Below are 16,447 nucleotides of genomic sequence, written 5' to 3'. Positions count from 1 at the left end.
CCGACTTTTTACTCACCCGTAACTAGCCGCCCGTACTTACTCGCGCGTAATTTGACAGAAGTTCAGCAACCTCGTGATCCGGATCACAGGGCGTACGCACGTGTGTCCCATTTCCCGACCTGCGAGGAGATCACATGAGGCTGCCCTGGCGACGGCTTCTGGCCGCGCTTTCGCTGGCCACCGCGATGGCGGTGGTACCCACCGCCTCCGCCACCGCCAACTCGGCGCCGTCCAGCGGGTGGAACAACTTCTCCTGCCACCCCTCGGCCCAACACCCCCGTCCCGTCGTACTCGTGCACGGCACCTTCGGGAACGGCACCGACAACTGGCTCGGCTTCGCCCCCTATCTGGTCGCCCGTGGCTACTGCGTCTACTCCTTCGACTACGGCATGCTGCCCGGCGTGCCGCTGTTCGGCGGGCTCGGCCCGATCGCGGACTCCGCCCAGCAGCTCTCCGACTTCACCAACCGGGTGCTCGCCGCGTCGCGAGCGTCCAAGGTCGACATCGTCGGGCACTCCCAGGGCGGCATGATGCCCCGCTACTACCTGCAGTTCCTCGGCGGCGCCGCCAAGGTGAACGCCATGGTCGGGCTCGCTCCCGACAACCACGGGACGACGCTCGACGGACTCACCAAGCTGCTCCCGTACTTCCCCGGCGCGGCCGACGCGATCCAGTCGATCACTCCGGGGCTGGCGGACCAGGTGGCCGGATCCGCCTTCCAGCAGCACCTCAACGCGGGCGGCGACACCGTGCCCGGCGTGCGCTACACGGTGATCTCGACCATCTACGACGAGGTCGTCACGCCGTATACGACCCAGGCGCTGTCCGGGCCGAACGTGCACAACGTCGTGCTCCAGGACCTGTGTCCGCTCGACATCTCCGAGCACGTCACGATCGGTCTGACCGACCACATCGCGTTCCACGAGGCGGCCAACGCGCTCGACCCGGCGCACGCCACCCCGACGACCTGCCTGTCGGCGTTCAGCTAGCCCACGGCGGCGAAATGCGCGAGCCGTCGGCCAGCGTGGCTTCCAGGCCGATGCTCGTGGTGACCCACATCGTGGCCGGCTCCTCCGTGGCATTGGACAGACCTATGGAGGAGCCGGGCCCGGCGACCGCCGCGTCTCCAGGACCCAACGGGCGTGTCTCGCCGTCGATGGTCAGCTCGAGCGCGCCCGACAGGACCAGGAACACCTCCTCGCGCGAGACGCGGTGGGGCGGGCCGCTGGTACCCGCGGCGACCTCGGCGCGCCAGGCGCACAGCTCCTTGCTGCCGAGCGCCGACGCCGCGTACGACACGAAGCGCACCCCGTGCATCTCGTGGGCGACGGCGTCCTCGGCGGGGATGAAAGGCATGGCGATCTCCAGTGGTAGGCAAGTAACTTACGCAACTGATTTACTCAAGGAACTTGCTCAAGCTCCTTGCCTATATATTCAAGCAGCTTGCGCAGTGTGTCAAGGTGTTCCCGTGAACACTTCCGATGCCATGAGCCTGTCCGCGGCGCTGCTCGCCGCCGCGGGCTCACTCGTCGAGGACATCCACAACGGCGTGACGGCCCGCGGATACACCGATCTACGGCCCACGCACGGCTTTGTCTTCACCCGGCTGGCCCCGTCGGGCGCGACGGTGACCGAGATCGCCGAGCACCTCGGATTCACCCGGCAGGCGGCGAGCCAGATCGTCGACGACCTGGAACGCAAGGGTTATGTGGAGCGCCGCCCGCACCCCGACGACGCGCGGGCCCGGCTCGTCGTGCTCACCGAGCAGGGCTGGCGGTGCACGGCCGCCGCCGACTCCGCCGCCGCCGAGGCCGTCGAGCCCTGGGTCGAACTCCTCGGCGAGAAGCGGCTGCTCGCCCTGCGTGACGAGCTTCTCCGGCTCGCGCCGGCCGGCCCCATCCGCCCGAGCTGGTAGCGGGCCCGCGGGTCGCCCGCCCGGCCGACCGGCCACCGGCGCGCTGTCAGTGGCGGATGGCAGGCTCTCCCGTATGAGTACGGAGACGAGCGACCGGCAGTTCTGGGACGCGGAGGCGGACCGCTTCGACGACGAGCCCGACCACGGCCTGCGCAGCCCGCGCGTGCGGGAGGCGTGGGACGCCCGGCTGCGGAGCTGGCTGCCCGCCATACCGTCGGACGTGCTCGATCTCGGCTGCGGGACCGGGAGTCTGGCGCTGCTCGCGACCGGCCAGGGCCACCGCGTGACCGCGGTCGACCTGTCGGAACGGATGGCGGGGCACGCCCGGCGGAAGCTGGCCGGCACCGGCGCGCGGGTCCTCGTCGGTGACGCCGACGACCCGCCGGTCGGACGCGGCGCGTTCGACGTCGTGCTCGTCCGCCACGTGCTGTGGATGATGCCGGATCCGGCCGCCACGCTGCGGCGCTGGGCGGGACTGCTGCGGCCGGGCGGCAGGCTCGTACTCGTCGAGGGCCGATGGGGCGCGACCAGCCCGGTCGGCATCACCGCCGACGCCCTGGCCGCGCTGACGGCGCCGCTCGGCGGGCGGCTGCTCGTCGAACAGCTCGGCCACGACCCGGCGTTGTGGGGCCGCGAGGTCGCCGACGAGCGGTACGCGGCGGTGTTCCACCCGCCCGCCCGCGAGCGGCACAGGGAGATCGTCGACGTCCACCTCCTCCTGCTGCGCGACGACACCGTCCTGCTCGCTCGCCGGTCGGGCACCGGGTACGCCGACGGACTGCTGCACGCGCCGTCCGGGCATCTGGAGGACGGCGAGGACGTCAGGAGCGGGATGATCCGCGAGGCACGCGAGGAGATCGGTCTCGAACTGGCCCCGGACGAGCTGGAAGCGGTGCTGGTGATGCAGCACCGCTCGCCCAATGGACGGGCCAGGATCGGCTGGTTCTTCGCGGCACGCCACGGCGGCGCCGGGCGGCCCGTCGAGCGGGAGCCGTACAACCGCGAGCCCGACAAGTGCTCCGAGCTGGGCTGGTACCCGCTGGACGCGCTGCCCGACGACATGGTCGCCTACTGCCGGGCGGGCATCGAGGCGTATCTCGCGGGACAGCCGTTCCTGCTCCATCTGCACGAGAGCGGCGACACGATCGCCCATGACCCGGCCGGTCCGGTACGGGCGGTGCCGTTGTCACGGCCCGCTGTGCCAGGATCCGGAATATGAGCCTGAGGATCACGATCGACGCGGACGCGGACACCGCCCCGTACGAGCAACTGCGCGGGCAGATCGCCCTGGAGGCGCGGGAGGGGCGCCTCCCCGTCGGGTACAAGCTGCCCACCGTACGGGGCCTGGCCGAGGAGCTGGGCCTGGCCGCCAACACCGTGGCCAAGGCGTACCGGGCGCTGGAGTCCGACGGCGTGATCGAGACCCGTGGCAGGCACGGCACCTACATCGCCGCGGAAGACGCCCGTGCCAGGGAGGTGGCCGCCGCCGCGGCGGAGTACGTCCAGCGGACCCGGCGGCTCGGTCTGGACGAGGACGCCGCGCGCGCGGCGGTGGAGGAGGCGCTGCGCGCTGCCCGGGAACGGTCCGCCTAGGTAGCGATCCGCCGGACAGGCCCTAGTCCTGCTCCGCCGTCCGTTCCGGGCGGGCCGGTCGCTCGGGGGACCAGCAGGGCCTGTCGGAAGCCGGGCGGCCGGGCGGGCGCGACCAGGTGGCGGGGCCGCCGTCGTAGTCGAGCGGGGGAAGGGCGTAGCGGAGGCGGCCCATGGGGGAGTCGGTCTCGGTGAGGAACGGGCCGGGGTCGTAGGGCGTGCCCGGTGCCTCGGGGCCCGGGGCGGTGATGCCGTCGAGGAGCCAGGCGGCGGTGGTGGCGAGGGCGAACCTCACATGGCGGCCGCCACCGGACGTGTGGCGTTCGGTGAGGGCGCGCAGGACGGCGGCGGCGATCAGATAGCCCGTGCCGTGGTCGAGGAACTGGCCCGGCAGCGCTCCCGGCCGCCCGTCGGGACCGGCCTGGAGCAGTGCGATCCCGCTCGCGGCCTGGACGAGACTGTCGAAGCCGCGGCGGTCGGCCCACGGCCCGTCGAAGCCCCACGCCGACAACTGCGCCACGACCAGCCCCGGATGACGGTCGAGCAGCGCCGCGGCGGACAGCCCGTGCCGGTCGAGCGCGCCGGGACGGTATCCCGTCACCACCACGTCGGCGGTCGCCAGGAGTTCCTCGAAAGTCTCCCGGTCCCCGCGGCGCGCGAGGTCCAGTGCGGTGGACCGCTTGCCGAACCCGGTGTCGGCGTGTGCGTCCGCCATCTCGGGCAGCCCGGGCGCGTCGACGCGCAGGACATCGGCGCCGAGCAGCCCCAGCGTCCGCGTCGCGACCGGCCCGGCGATGACCCGGGTCAGATCGAGGACCCGGACGCCCTCGGCGGGAAGGGCGGCCGGAGGGAGAGCGCGGCCGGGCCCGGGCCCGGCCGGTAGCCACTGGACCAGCGGGCGGGCGGCGGCGGCCTGCCCAGGCCCGCTCGCCGCCCAGTCGGCGGCGGTTCTGACGGCTACCGCCAGCCCGCCCGCCGCGTACACCGCATCCGCCGACTCCGTGCCGGGGCGCGCCGCCAGTGCGTCCGCCACCCGGGCCACCAGCGTGTCGGTGTCGTCGCTGTCGGGGAGGCCGAGCGCGGCCAGCAACCGCGTGCGGTGGTGCGGGTAGTTGGCGTGGGTGCGCAGCCAGCCGTCCGCGGTGGGCCAGAAGCGGGAGAGCGGGGCGAAGGTGGCGCCCGGGCGGCCGTCGACCAGCAGATGGCGTTCGCTGGTGAAGGCGGTGGCCACCGCGCCGTCGTCCACCCGGACGGCGGGGACCGCGCCGCTCGACCGCCGTGCCAGCAGTTCGGCTGCCGCCAGGGCGCATGAGGCGGTCACCGTACGGGCGAGCGTCATCACCGGGACGGCGGCTTGCAGCCCGCCGGACGGGCCGTACGTCACCCGCTCCAGCAGTTCGGGCTGCCCGCCCAGGGCGGCCCACACGTGCTCCGAGTCTTCCGCTGCCATAGGGGCATTACAGCAGTCCGCCGACTCCGCCCCTTGCCGGGGCGGCCACGCGACCGCAAGGGGCAGGGACCGCGGGGCCCCTGCCGCGCCGTCGTGGCCGCTCGCGCAGTTCCCCGCGCCCCTTCGGGGCTCGGGCGGGTGTCAGAGGTAGAGGCCGTCCGCGGCCTGGGACGGGACGGGGAGGGTGGTCGTGGTGCCGCGGCGCAGGGCGTACAGCTCGGCCAGGGTGGCGCCCTCGCGGCCGATGCCTTCCGGTGTGCCGAGCCAGTTGACGGCCTCGTCGCGGGTGAGGGGGCCGACCTCGATCCTGGCCAGGCAGCGGCCGGGCCTGACGACGGCCGGATGCAGGCGCTCCAGGTCCTCGTTGGTGGTGATGCCGACCAGGACGTTGCGGCCCTGGCCGAGCAGGCCGTCGGTGAGGTTGAGCAGCCGGGACAGTGCCTGGCCGGTCTGGTGCTTGGCCTGGCCGCGGATCAGCTCGTCGCAGTCCTCCAGTAGCAGGAGCCGCCATCTGCCGCCCGCGGTGCCGTCGTCCTCGCCGATCGCGATGTCCATCAGATAGCCGACGTCGTTGAAGAGCCGCTCGGGGTCGAGCACGCAGTCGACCTGGCACCAGTCGCGCCAGGAACGCGCCAGGGTGCGCAGCGCCGAGGTCTTTCCGGTGCCGGGCGGGCCGTGGAGCAGCAGCAGCCGGCCCGCGATGTCGTCCGCGGTCAGCTTCATCAGGCCGTCCATCGCGTCGGCGACCGGCGCGGTGTAGTTCCCGCGCAGCTCCTCCCAGGTGGCGGCGGAGATCTGCCGGGTGGTGCGGTGCGGCCCGCGGCGCGGCGAGACGTACCAGAAGCCCATCGTCACGTTCTCCGGCTGCGGCTCCGGCTCGTCCTCGGCGTCCTCGACCGCGGAGTTCAGCACCTGCTCGGCGAGCTCGTCGGTGTCGGCGGCGACGGTGACGTCGGCACCGCGGTTCCAGCGGGAGATCAGGATCGTCCAGCCGTCGCCCTCGGCGAGGGTGGCGCTGCGGTCCTTGTCGCGCGCCTGCCGCAGCACGGTGGCGTCCGGCGGGATCAGGGTGAGACCCGACTTCACGTTCTCCAGCGAGGCGCTGCGCGCGAACGGCTGCTCACCGGAGGTGAACCGGCCCAGGAAGAGCGCGTCCACCACGTCGGACGGCGAGTCGCTGTCGTCCAGGCGCAGGTGGATGGGGAGGGCGAGCTGCGGGGCGGTCGGCTGCTTGACGGCCTCGGTGGGCGGCACTTGCCTCCTCGGTTCACGGGGTATCGCGGACATGCGGCCCATGATCCGGCACGGCGGCCCGATTCGCCCAGCCTTTTTCTGTCCGGGAACGCATGCCGGAAAACTCCCTGTTCGTCGGACGGTTGACTGGACCGGTCATCTCCACTGAAATGTCAACACCCTTGGAAAGAAGGTGAATACGGTGTCAGGGATGAGCCTGGGATGCGCGCGTGACGTGACGGGGCGATAGGGTTAGCCTGCCCGAGCCGGGTGCCCTCGACAGGGTGGGGAGAGCAATGGATCAGATAGCAATGCACAGCAGGCCGAGAGTGCCTGCCATCAACTGCGGTACGGGCGCGACCAGTGCGCGCCTCGACCGTCATCTCGCGATACTGGCCGGGCCCGCCCTACCGCAGCGCGAGACCGAGGAGGCGACCGTGCTCATGCGCGAGCTGACCTCGCGCAACACCGTGCACACCAAGACCAACCGGGGTGCCCGCGTGTCCCTCTTCGCGCCCCTGCGACGGCTGCGGAGGTCGCTGTTCGGCAACCGCGGCTGAAGTTCTTCACCCGCGGAACGCTCTCCGGATCGACCCGGTCCCAGGACCGTCCGGCGGCCACACCGTCCCGGCACAGCGCTGCCTCGCGCGGCGCTTCGGTGTGGGCCCGCCGCGACCGTCCGTCTGTCCGGCACCCGTTCGATACGCCGTTTCCCCCTGCGCCCCACCCGTGACGACGCCGAGGCACCCGCGTCTCACAGCAGGGCGAACTGCCCGTCCGGGCCCTCTTCCTGGTGCGCGAGTACGGAGGCGGGCCTGCGCCTTGCCGCCGGCACCGGCAGAATCCCGGCCGCACGCAGCTCGGCCGCTCCCACGGTGACGCCCGGCCGCGCCAACTGCCGTGCGAGGTCGGCGCGTTCGGTCCGCAGGTCAGCCAGGAGTGTCAGCACGCTGACCAGTTCCAGCAGTTCCGACGTGGTGGACCGGGTCCATCCGGCCGGTCGCAGCGCGTCCAGCGTTCCCGGCGCCCCCACGGCCGTCCGCCGCTCGTACCAGGCTTCGAGCACCCTGACGCCGCTCGCGGTGAAGTCCCAGGCGGCCGGTGACACGGGCGAGATCTGCCCGTCGCCGATCCGCAGCGCCCGCTCCTCCGGGTCGTACGTCAACTCCCCGGCGCGCGGCGTGACCGGCAGCGGTGACCGCACATAGGGGCGGCTTCCGCCGGGCAGCCGCAGCCCGGTGGTGTCCTGGCCCGTGGCGGGGTCGGCGAACCGGCTGCCATGGGTGTACAGCCACAACACGCGCCGTCCGAGGGCGACTCCGTCGTGCCAGACGCCGGGGTCGCGGGGCAGCGGTACGGCGCAGCCGCGCGGTCCGGGGCGGGCCACGGCGGCGATCCAGGCCACCGTGTCGGCGGCGGTGACCTCGGCGGACACCTGTGCGGAGAGCCGGTCGGTCAGGCCGGGGGCGAGGTTCGGCTCCACGCCGCCGGGCCGCCGGAAGAGCGGGCGTATCAGGCCCGGCTTCCCGGCGGGGGAGCGGCCGTCGGGAAGCAGCGCGGAGAAGGCCACGGCCGCCTCCGGTGCCGCCGCCTCGTGGGCGTCCGGCAGATACGCCTGCTCGATCACGAAGATCTGCCGGTCGTCGGCGACCCGCCACAACTCCGGCCGGGCGACGTCGATCAGCCGGTGGTCGGGGATCAGCCACTGCTGGTCGAACGGCCCGTGCTGGATCCGGACCGGGGCCGGGCAGCGGCCGCTCTCCGCGGCCAGCGCCGTGGTGGGTGTGCGGTGCCCGGGGAGCTGGGCCACGGGGGTGTGCAGGGTACGGGCTCGCGTCGGGTGCAGCAGCGCGGCCCGGGCGGACTCGTCGGCCGCGCTGGTGAAGAGCACCCAACGCGCCCGCAGGCTGCTGGGGTCGGGGGCCATCGGCCAACTGCGCCCGATGCGCATCGGGCGCACGGACCACGGCATCAGGTCGTGCAGCAAAGGCGCGTCGTCGCTCACCGCACGCATGCTACTGACGCGCACCGGCCCGCGCCTCAGGGCGCCTCCATCGTGACCGTGAACGAGAAGCGGTCGCCCCGGTAGTGGATGCGCACCACGTCGACCGCCCGCCCCTTCTCGTCGTAGGTGACCCCCGTGTAGTGCAGGATCGGGCTGAGCAGCGGGACCTGGAGCAGCCGGGCGGTGTCCGGGTCGGCCAGCCGGGCCTCCACGGTGTCGGTGATACGGCTGATCCGCACACCGAGCACGTCCCGCAGCACCTTGGTCATCGGCCACCGCCCCAGGTCGGCGAGGTCGATCCGCTCGGCCAGCTCCGGCCGGACGAAATTCTCCGCCCAGTTGGTCGGCTCGCCCTCCTCGTCGCAGCGCAGCCGGCGGAAGGCCACGGCCTCGTCGAGGTCGGGGAAGTGCTCGGCGACCCCGGGCGGCAGCGCGGCCGGGCCGTGCTGCAGCACCGCGGTGCGGCCGCCGGACTGCTGGGCCACGATCGCGTCCACCGAGCCCAGCAGCTTGACCGGCGCGCCCCGCAGCGCCGTCGGCTCGATGAAGGTGCCGCGCCTGCGGTACCGGGTGATCAGCCCCTCGTCCTCCAGCTCCTTCAGTGCCTGCCGCATGGTGAGAACGCTCACGCCGTAGTGCGCGGCGAGTTCGTCCTCCGTGGGCAGCCGCAGCGGGTCGTCGGGGCGGCGGCCCAGTATCGAGGCGCGCAGTGACTGCGAGACCTGATACCACAGCGGCAGCTTGCCGTTGAGGACGAGGGAGTCGGGGGCGAAGGACGTCACGGCCGGAAGTTTCTCGCAAGCCCCTCCCAGACCTTGTCGTACCCCTGCTGCCGGTGCTCCGCGTGGAGCGCGAACTCGGTCGGCACGACCGGCCAGCGGGTCTCGAACATGAACGCCATTCCGTCGTCCACCTTCTGCGGTGCCAACTCGGCGGCGCTCGCCCGGTCGAAGGTGGTCCGGTCCGGGCCGTGGGCCGACATCATGTTGTGCAGCGAGGCGCCGCCCGGCACGAAGCCCTCGGCCTTCGCGTCGTACGCCCCCTCGATCAGGCCCATGAACTCGCTCATCACATTGCGGTGGAAGTACGGCGGCCTGAAGGTGTCCTCGCCGACCAGCCAGCGCGGGGCGAAGACCACGAAGTCCACACCCGCGAGCCCGGGGGTGTCCGACGGCGAGGTCAGCACCGTGAAGATCGACGGGTCGGGGTGGTCGTAGCTGATCGACCCCAGCACGTTGAAGCGGTGCAGGTCGTAGACGTACGGCGTGTGGTTGCCGTGCCAGGCCACCACGTCCAGCGGCGAGTGGTCGTAGACGGCCGCCCACAGATTGCCGCCGAACTTGTTGATCACCTCGGTCGGCTCGTCCCTGTCCTCGTAGGCGGCGACGGGGGCCAGGAAGTCCCGGGCGTTGGCCAGGCCGTTGGCACCGATCGGGCCCAGCTCGGGCAGTTCGAAGGGCTGGCCGTAGTTCTCGCAGACGTAGCCGCTCGCGGTGTCCTCCAGCAGCTCGACCCGGAACCGCACGCCGCGCGGCACGAGGGCGACATGGCCGGGCGCGGCCCGCAGCAGGCCCAGCTCGGTGCGCAGCAGCAGCGCGCCCTGCTGCGGGACGATCAGGAACTCGCCGTCGGAGGACGAGAAGACCCGGTCGTCCATGGAACGGTTGGCCGCGTACCAGTGGATGCCGAGGCCCTCGCGGCGCAGCACGTCCCCGTTTCCGCCCACGGTGACCAGGCCCTGCACGAAGTCGGTCGGCTCCGCCGGCCGCGGAAGGGGGCCCCAGCGCAGCCGGTTGGGGTCCGGGTCGACATCGAGGAACGGGGCGCTGCGCAGCCCGCCGTTGGAGATGCGGTGGAAGGGCGGATGGGCGGCCGAGGGCCGGACGCGGTAGAGCCAGCTCCGCCGGTTGCGGGCCCGCGGCTCGGTGAACGCGGTACCGCTGAGCTGCTCCGCATAGAGCCCGAAGGGGGCTCTCTGCGGAGCGTTCCGCCCCACCGGGAGCGCGCCCGCCACGGCCTCGGTGCTGTGTTCGTTGCCGAAGCCGGGTGAGTAGGCCAGGGCCTCCGCGACCTTGGCCGCCTCGGCGCCCGAGCTGTTCATGGCGTTCATGTGTGCTCCCGGTGGTGTCGTCACTGATTCCTATGCTGGACCATAGGAATGACGGCGGCAACCCTCATCCGGCGCCTGTGGAAAACTCCGCGGCCAGCGTCCGCAGGGTGGCCGCGGCGATCACCGCGTGCCCGCGGGCCGAGGCGTGCACCAGATCGGCGCTGTACAGGTCGCGGTCGCCGACGGCGGGGTGGTCGTACATCTCCACGACCACCGCGCCGTACTCGGCCGCCACCTTGCGGGTGACCTCGTTGAGCACCGCCACGCCGTCCTCCAGCGGTCCGCCGCGCAGTTCTGGCACCGCGGCCGCCAGGTTCGTCAGCGCGTAGGTGAAGACCGTGGTGCCGGGGGTGGCCAGCCGGCCGAACAGCAGCCGGAGTTCCGTCTCCAGTACGGCCGGGGAGAAGCCGGGGAGCAGGAGGTCGTTGCCGCCGCACACGATGCCGATCAGGTCGGGGCGGAACGCGGCGGCGGGCGCCGCCTGGCTCGCCCGCACCTGGGCGGTGGTCAGCCCGCGCTCACCGAGGTTGAGATACGTCAGATCCGGCGCGGTGCGCCGCAGGGCGTCGGCGACGCGGTCCGCCCAGGACGAGGTGCGGTAGCCCGGCAAAGGGTCGCCCAGTCCCTCGGCGAGGCTGTCCCCGAGGACGGCGAAGCGGGTCCACGGGGCGCCGCTGAGCAGCCGGTCGCTCTCGGCGTCCGTCAGGCAGTGCGGATCGAGGGCCTCGGCGCTGTTGTCGGCCGGGACGGCCGCCGTGGTCGCCGGGGGAGGCGACACCGGTGACGCCGAGGACACTGAGTCGTGCGTCATGTCAGGACTCCTTCACCAGGGTGCGGGACAGACTCATGCCGATGACGGCGGCCACCAGGGCCAGCGCCGCGCAGATGAGGAACACCTCGCGGAACGCGGTCGCTCCACCGAGCCCGTGGGCGGCGATGACCGAGGCGGTCGCGGCCACACCGAGGGCGCCGCCCAGTTGCCGTGCGGTGGTGCTCATGCCGACGCCCGAGGCGAACTGCTGGGGAGGCAGTGAGGTGGCGGCCGCGGTGGACAGCGCGGTGAGGGTGGCGCCGAAGGCGGCCCCGCCGACCAGTCCCATCGGCAGCCACAGCGCCAGGAAGCGGGTCTCGGTGCCCAGTTGCGCCCAGGTCCAGAAGCTCACCGCGGCGAAGGAGGCCATGGACACGGCCACCACGGCGGGCAGTTGGCGCGGCTTGGCCCGCCGTCCGACCACGACCGCGGCGATCGCCGAGGTGAAGGCGCCGGGCGTCACCGCGAATCCGGCCTTGAGGACGGAGTAGTGCCACTCCGCGGTCAGGAAGAGCGGGCTGCTCAGCAGCCACGCGAAGAGCGCCGCCCCGGCGAAGGCGCTGGCGCCCGACGCGACGGCGAAGGTGCGGTTGCGGAACAGGCCGGTCTCGATCGCGGGCGTCTCCTGGTGCGCGGAACGCACCAGCGCCACGGCGATCAGGCCGAGGCCGCCCGCGGTGGTGGCGACGGTGCTCGCCGCACCCCAGCCCCAGTCGCTGCCCTTGGTCAGGCCCAGGACGAGCGCCCCGATGCCCAGCATGACGGACAGCGTGCCCAGGGGGTCCGGCAGCCGTCGCTGGGTGCCCGTACGCTCCGGCAGTCCGCGCATTCCGGCGACGACCAGGAGAGCGCCGACCGGCACATTGATCAGGAAGACCGAACGCCACCCGAAGGCGTCGACCAGGACGCCGCCGAGACTCGGCCCGGTCGCGGAGGCCATGGACCCGGCCGCGCCCCAGACACCGATCGCCGCCGCCAGCTTGGCCGGTGGGGTGGTGGAGAGCAGCAGGCCCAGCGCGGCGGGGATCAGCCCCGCCGCCGCGGCGCCCTGCACGGCGCGCGCGGTGATCAGGAACGGCAGGTTCGGCGCCGCCGCGCAGAGCGCGGAGGCGAGCGTGAACCCGGCCAGCGAGACCAGGAAGACGCGCTTGCGCCCGAAGGCGTCGGCGATCCGCCCGACCGGGGTGAGCAGCGCGGCGAACAGCACGGCGTAACTGCTCACGACCCAGGACAGGTCGGAGACGCCGTCGGCCGGAAAGCTCTTCGCCAGGTCGGGGAAGGCGACGTTGACGATGGTGGTGTCGAGGAACGCCATGAAGGCCGCGCCAGCGCTGAGCAGCAGGACGAGGCCGGGCTTCCCGTCCGGGTCCGGCGCGGACGCCTTCGGTGGCGCGGGCGCGGACGACGTGGGCGCGGACGTACGGGAAGGCGTCACGGACGAGGCCGCGGAGGAGGTCGCGGAAGCGGCCGCGGACGAGGTCGGCGTCGTGGAATCGGCAGGTGAAACGGATGAGGACATGGTCGTCCCTTGCCTTGGGCAGACGAAACATACTGGTAGTATGGAAGTACATACCGAAGGTATGTATGTGTCAAGCGATGACCTTGGCTAGGGTGGGAGCGCACTCGTACGACAGGAGGGCGGGCCGTGGCAGCACCGCGCACACGCACAGGGACCGTGGCGGCAAACCCGGCCGCCGCCCGGAAGTCCACGGCGAGGCCCACCCAGCAGGAGCGGTCCGACGCCACGGTGGAGGTCCTGCTCGCCGCCGCCCGGGCGCTGTTCGCCACCGAGGGGTACGCCGCCACCTCGCTCGACGCGGTCTGCGAGCGCGCGGGCGTCACCAAGGGCGCGCTCTACCACCACTTCTCCGGCAAGCAGCAGCTCTTCAGCGCGGTCTACACGCGCGAGCAGGAGCAGCTCGCCGAGCTGATCACCGCCGCCTACATGAGCGTCCCCGACCCCTGGGACGCGGTCTACGAGGGCAGCAGGGCCTATCTGGAAGCGTCGCTCGACCCCGAGGTGCAGCGGATCACGCTCTTCGACGCGCCCGGCGCGCTGGGCTGGGAGGCCATGCGCGCGCTGGGCGTCAACTGCCGCGACCTGACGCTGCGAGGGGTCTCCCGCGCGATCAGGAAGGGGGCGATCCCCGAGCGCCCGGCCGATCCGCTGACCTCGATGCTCTACGGCGGGCTCGGTGAGAGCGCCATGGCCATCGTGCGCGCCGACGACCCGCGCGCCGCGCTGGAAGAGGCGCTCGCCGACCTGCGCACCCTCTTCGACGCGCTCGCCGCCCGGAGCTGACGGCCCATGGCCAAGGCCCAGAGCGCGGACAGCGGCCTGCGGCGCGCTCCCGTACAGCAGCGCAGCACCGAGCGCCTGGAGCGGATTCTCGACGCCTGTGCGCGGCTTCTGGACGAAGGCGGCTACGAGCGGCTGAGCACCCGCGCCGTCGCCGCCCGCGCCGGGGTGCCGATCGGGTCGGTCTACCGGTTCTTCTCGGACAAGCGGGCCCTGGCCGACGCGCTCGCCCACCGCAATCTCGACGAGTTCGTGGAACGCGCGGCCGCGCGGCTGGCGGAGCCCGGCGCCGGTCCCGAGTGGCGCACGGCCGTCGACATCCTGGTGGACGAGTACACGGCCATGAAGCGCACCGCTCCCGGCTTCGCGCTCCTCGATTTCGGTGTGCCGGGGGAGACCAACCACAACCTCGCCGACCGGCTGCCGGCCCTGCTCGGCGACCGGCTGTCGGTCGACCCGGCGGATCCGCGGCTGCGGCTGGCCCTCGTCATCGCCGTCGAGGTCGCCGACACCGCGCTCCAGCTCGCCTTCCGGGACGATCCGTCCGGCGATCCGGACGTGATCGCCGAGACGAAGACCCTGATCAGGGCGTATCTCGGTACGGTGCTCGACTGATTCGTGGCGACTGCCCCGGGCCATTGTCAGTACCGGCGGGTAATGTCGGGGTCGATCGCGCGCCAACGCCGCCGCCGTCCTGGGGAGTCACCGATGACCCGTACCGCTCTGCGTATCTGCCCGCTCTGTGAGGCCACCTGCGGTCTCACCCTGACCATCGACGACGGCCGCGTCACGCACGCCCGCGGCGACCGCGACGACGTCTTCAGCGCGGGCTTCATCTGCCCCAAGGGCGCCTCCTTCGGCGCGCTCGACGCCGACCCCGACCGATTGCGGCGGCCTCTTGTGCGGCGCGACGGCCGCCTGACCGAGGCGAGTTGGGACGAGGCGTACGCGGCGGTCGCCGCCGGACTGGGCGCGGTCACCGGTGCACACGGCGGCACGGCGGTCGGCGTGGTCCTCGGCAACCCCAATGTGCACACGGTGGCGGGCGGGCTGTACCCGGCGCAGCTGGTGGCGGCGCTGGGCACCCGCAGCGTGTTCAGCGCCAGCACGCTCGACCAGATGCCGAAGCATGTGTCCTCTGGCTATCTGTTCGGCGACCCGAACGCGATCCCGGTGCCTGACCTCGACCGCACCGACCACCTGCTGCTGATCGGCGCCAACCCGCTGGTGTCCAACGGCAGCCTGGCCACCGCCGCGGACTTCCCCGGCAAGCTCAAGGCGCTGCGACGGCGCGGCGGACGGCTGGTGGTGATCGACCCGAACCGCACCAGGACCGCGCGGGCCGCCGACCAGCATGTGGCGCCGCGGCCCGGCACCGACGCCGCGCTGCTCTTCGCGATGGTCGAGGTGCTGTTCGCCGAAGGGCTCGTCGACCCCGGCGCGCTGGGCCCGCATCTCAGCGGCATGGCCGAGGTACGCGCCCTGGCGGCGGATTTCACCCCGGAGGCGGTCGCCGGGTACTGCGGAGTGCCCGCGGAGGACATCCGCACCCTGGCGCGCGATCTGGCCGCCGCCGAGCGGGCCGCCGTCTACGGGCGGCTGGGCAGCACGGCGGTCGAGTTCGGCACGCTGGCGAGCTGGCTGGTCGATGTGCTCAACGCCCTCACCGGCAACCTGGATCGGCCGGGCGGCGCCATGTTCCCGCTCTCCGCCACCGCGCGGGCGCCGCGTCCGCCGCGCCGGGGCAAGGGATTCGTCACCGGCCGCTGGCACAGCAGGGTCGCCGGGTATCCCGAGGTGAAGGGCGAACTGCCCGCGGCGGCGCTGGCCGAGGAGATCGACACGCCAGGAGACGGCAGGCTGCGCGCCCTCGTCGTGGTCGCGTCCAACCCGGTGCTGTCCGCGCCCGACGGGGCGCGGCTCGACCGGGCCCTGGAGGGGCTCGACTTCATGGTCAGCGTCGACCCGTACCTCAACGAGACCTCGCGGCACGCGGATGTCGTCCTCCCGCCACCCCCGCCCTCGCAGAGCGCGCACTACGACTTCGCGTTCAGCACCCTGGCGGTCCGTAACACCGTGCGCTACAGCCCGCCCGCGGTGCCGCTCGCCGAGGGCCTGCTCGACGAGCCCGAGATCCTCTCCCGGCTGATCCTCGCGATCCTCGGCCCCGCGGCCGGGCAGGACCCCGCGGCCGTGGACGGCCAGGCGATACAGCGCAAGCTCGGCATGGAGACGGCCGACCCGCACTCGCCCGTGTACGGGCGTGACCCGGCCGAGCTGGCCGCCGCGCTCCGCGGCGCCACCGGATACGAGCGCCGGATCGACATGCTGCTCCGGCTCGGCGCCTATGGAGACGCTTTCGGCGCCGACCCTGACGGCATCACCCTGGCCGCCGTCCTCGACCGCCCGCACGGCATCGACCTGGGAGAACTGCGCCCGCGCATACCGGAGGTGCTGCGTACCCCGTCCGGCACGGTGGAGCTCGCCCCCGCGCCCGTCGCGGCGGACGTGCCCCGGCTGCGGGCCGCGCTCGACGGCGGTGCCGGTGGCCAGGGCTTGGTGCTGATCGGCCGTCGGCATCTGCGCTCCAACAACAGCTGGATGCACAATGTGCCCGCGCTGACCGGCGGCAGCAACCGCTGCACCGCGCAGATGAATCCCGAGGACGCCGCCCGGCTCGGCCTCACCGACGGCGCGCTCGCCCGGATCAAGGCGGACGGCGGCGAGATCACCGCACCTGTCGAGATCACCGACGCGCTGCGGCCCGGCGTGGTGAGCCTGCCGCACGGCTGGGGCCACGACCGCGACGGCACCCGGCTGAGCGCCGCGGCCCGCGAACCAGGAGCCAACTTCAACCAGTTGCTCGACGGCAGCAGGCTCGACCCGCTCTCCGGCACGGCCGTGCTCAACGGCTTCCCGATACAGATGGAGGCCGCCCACTGAGCGGCGGGCGGGGCCACCACGGCGTGATCGACGGCACGCCGGGCGCCCTGGCGAGGGAAAACTAACGGCGCTAGTTTGGGGTCGGACGCAG

General features: G+C 72.8%; 16 protein-coding genes. 8 read left to right on the top strand and 8 right to left on the bottom strand.

Annotated features, from left to right (window positions below; genetic code table 11):
- Positions 1-134 precede the first annotated feature (134 nt).
- Positions 135-989, top strand: coding sequence for an alpha/beta fold hydrolase (locus AB0M29_RS29000; protein ID WP_365387843.1), 855 nt, complete (start codon positions 135-137; stop codon positions 987-989).
- Here the strand turns inward: AB0M29_RS29000 and AB0M29_RS28995 are convergent.
- Entirely contained in the window at positions 982-1,356 is a 375-nt protein-coding gene (locus tag AB0M29_RS28995; RefSeq protein WP_365387841.1) for a cupin domain-containing protein, read from the bottom strand. The two genes, AB0M29_RS29000 and AB0M29_RS28995, sit on opposite strands and share 8 nt — an antisense overlap.
- A 112-nt stretch (positions 1,357-1,468) precedes the next feature.
- Between AB0M29_RS28995 and AB0M29_RS28990 the strand changes: the two genes are divergently transcribed.
- The 3 genes from AB0M29_RS28990 (at position 1,469) to AB0M29_RS28980 (ending at position 3,508) form a co-directional block, all read left to right on the top strand.
- Positions 1,469-1,915: a MarR family transcriptional regulator gene (locus AB0M29_RS28990; protein ID WP_365387839.1), complete on the top strand. Its 447-nt coding sequence runs from the start codon at positions 1,469-1,471 to the stop codon at positions 1,913-1,915.
- Between the two features lie 73 nt (positions 1,916-1,988).
- Positions 1,989-3,134 (top strand): methyltransferase domain-containing protein, encoded by a 1,146-nt coding sequence (locus AB0M29_RS28985; protein WP_365387837.1) that lies wholly within the window; start codon positions 1,989-1,991, stop codon positions 3,132-3,134.
- Positions 3,131-3,508 (top strand): GntR family transcriptional regulator, encoded by a 378-nt coding sequence (locus AB0M29_RS28980; RefSeq protein ID WP_365387835.1) that lies wholly within the window; start codon positions 3,131-3,133, stop codon positions 3,506-3,508. The genes AB0M29_RS28985 and AB0M29_RS28980 overlap by 4 nt, the downstream gene beginning before the upstream one ends.
- Positions 3,509-3,530: 22 nt before the next feature.
- Here AB0M29_RS28980 and AB0M29_RS28975 read toward each other — a convergent pair whose 3' ends face one another.
- Both AB0M29_RS28975 and AB0M29_RS28970 read right to left on the bottom strand, forming a co-directional pair.
- Entirely contained in the window at positions 3,531-4,955 is a 1,425-nt protein-coding gene (locus tag AB0M29_RS28975; protein ID WP_365387833.1) for a CoA transferase, read from the bottom strand.
- Positions 4,956-5,096: 141 nt separating this feature from the next.
- Positions 5,097-6,209 (bottom strand): DUF5925 domain-containing protein, encoded by a 1,113-nt coding sequence (locus AB0M29_RS28970; protein WP_365387831.1) that lies wholly within the window; start codon positions 6,207-6,209, stop codon positions 5,097-5,099.
- A gap of 275 nt (positions 6,210-6,484) precedes the next feature.
- On the opposite strand from AB0M29_RS28970, the gene AB0M29_RS28965 reads away from it, so the two are divergent.
- Complete coding sequence (locus tag AB0M29_RS28965; RefSeq protein WP_365387830.1) at positions 6,485-6,748, top strand: hypothetical protein; 264 nt, start codon at positions 6,485-6,487, stop codon at positions 6,746-6,748.
- Positions 6,749-6,942: 194 nt separating this feature from the next.
- Here the strand turns inward: AB0M29_RS28965 and AB0M29_RS28960 are convergent, their stop codons facing one another.
- The 5 genes from AB0M29_RS28960 to AB0M29_RS28940 form a co-directional block, all read right to left on the bottom strand.
- A complete protein-coding gene (locus AB0M29_RS28960) occupies positions 6,943-8,202 on the bottom strand; it encodes a type ISP restriction/modification enzyme (protein WP_365387949.1) in 1,260 nt (419 codons plus the stop codon).
- Between the two features lie 26 nt (positions 8,203-8,228).
- Entirely contained in the window at positions 8,229-8,975 is a 747-nt protein-coding gene (locus AB0M29_RS28955; protein ID WP_365387828.1) for a GntR family transcriptional regulator, read from the bottom strand.
- Positions 8,972-10,303 (bottom strand): homogentisate 1,2-dioxygenase, encoded by a 1,332-nt coding sequence (gene hmgA / locus AB0M29_RS28950; protein WP_365387826.1) that lies wholly within the window; start codon positions 10,301-10,303, stop codon positions 8,972-8,974. The genes AB0M29_RS28955 and hmgA overlap by 4 nt, the downstream gene beginning before the upstream one ends.
- Before the next feature lie 64 nt (positions 10,304-10,367).
- Positions 10,368-11,114: an SGNH/GDSL hydrolase family protein gene (locus AB0M29_RS28945; RefSeq protein ID WP_365387824.1), complete on the bottom strand. Its 747-nt coding sequence runs from the start codon at positions 11,112-11,114 to the stop codon at positions 10,368-10,370.
- A 1-nt stretch (position 11,115) separates the two neighbouring features.
- Positions 11,116-12,633 (bottom strand): DHA2 family efflux MFS transporter permease subunit, encoded by a 1,518-nt coding sequence (locus AB0M29_RS28940; RefSeq protein WP_365387822.1) that lies wholly within the window; start codon positions 12,631-12,633, stop codon positions 11,116-11,118.
- 126 nt (positions 12,634-12,759) lie between these two features.
- On the opposite strand from AB0M29_RS28940, the gene AB0M29_RS28935 reads away from it, so the two are divergent.
- The 3 genes from AB0M29_RS28935 (at position 12,760) to AB0M29_RS28925 (ending at position 16,356) form a co-directional block, all read left to right on the top strand.
- Positions 12,760-13,416 (top strand): TetR/AcrR family transcriptional regulator, encoded by a 657-nt coding sequence (locus tag AB0M29_RS28935; RefSeq protein ID WP_365387820.1) that lies wholly within the window; start codon positions 12,760-12,762, stop codon positions 13,414-13,416.
- 6 nt (positions 13,417-13,422) lie between these two features.
- Complete coding sequence (locus tag AB0M29_RS28930; RefSeq protein WP_365387818.1) at positions 13,423-14,028, top strand: TetR/AcrR family transcriptional regulator; 606 nt, start codon at positions 13,423-13,425, stop codon at positions 14,026-14,028.
- A gap of 93 nt (positions 14,029-14,121) precedes the next feature.
- Positions 14,122-16,356: a molybdopterin-dependent oxidoreductase gene (locus tag AB0M29_RS28925; protein ID WP_365387816.1), complete on the top strand. Its 2,235-nt coding sequence runs from the start codon at positions 14,122-14,124 to the stop codon at positions 16,354-16,356.
- Positions 16,357-16,447 lie beyond the last annotated feature (91 nt).

The organism is Streptomyces sp. NPDC051976 (assembly GCF_040680795.1).
Taxonomy (GTDB): domain Bacteria; phylum Actinomycetota; class Actinomycetes; order Streptomycetales; family Streptomycetaceae; genus Actinacidiphila.
Note: the sequence above shows the minus strand (reverse complement) of the source record. Positions and strands in the feature narration are given on the sequence as shown.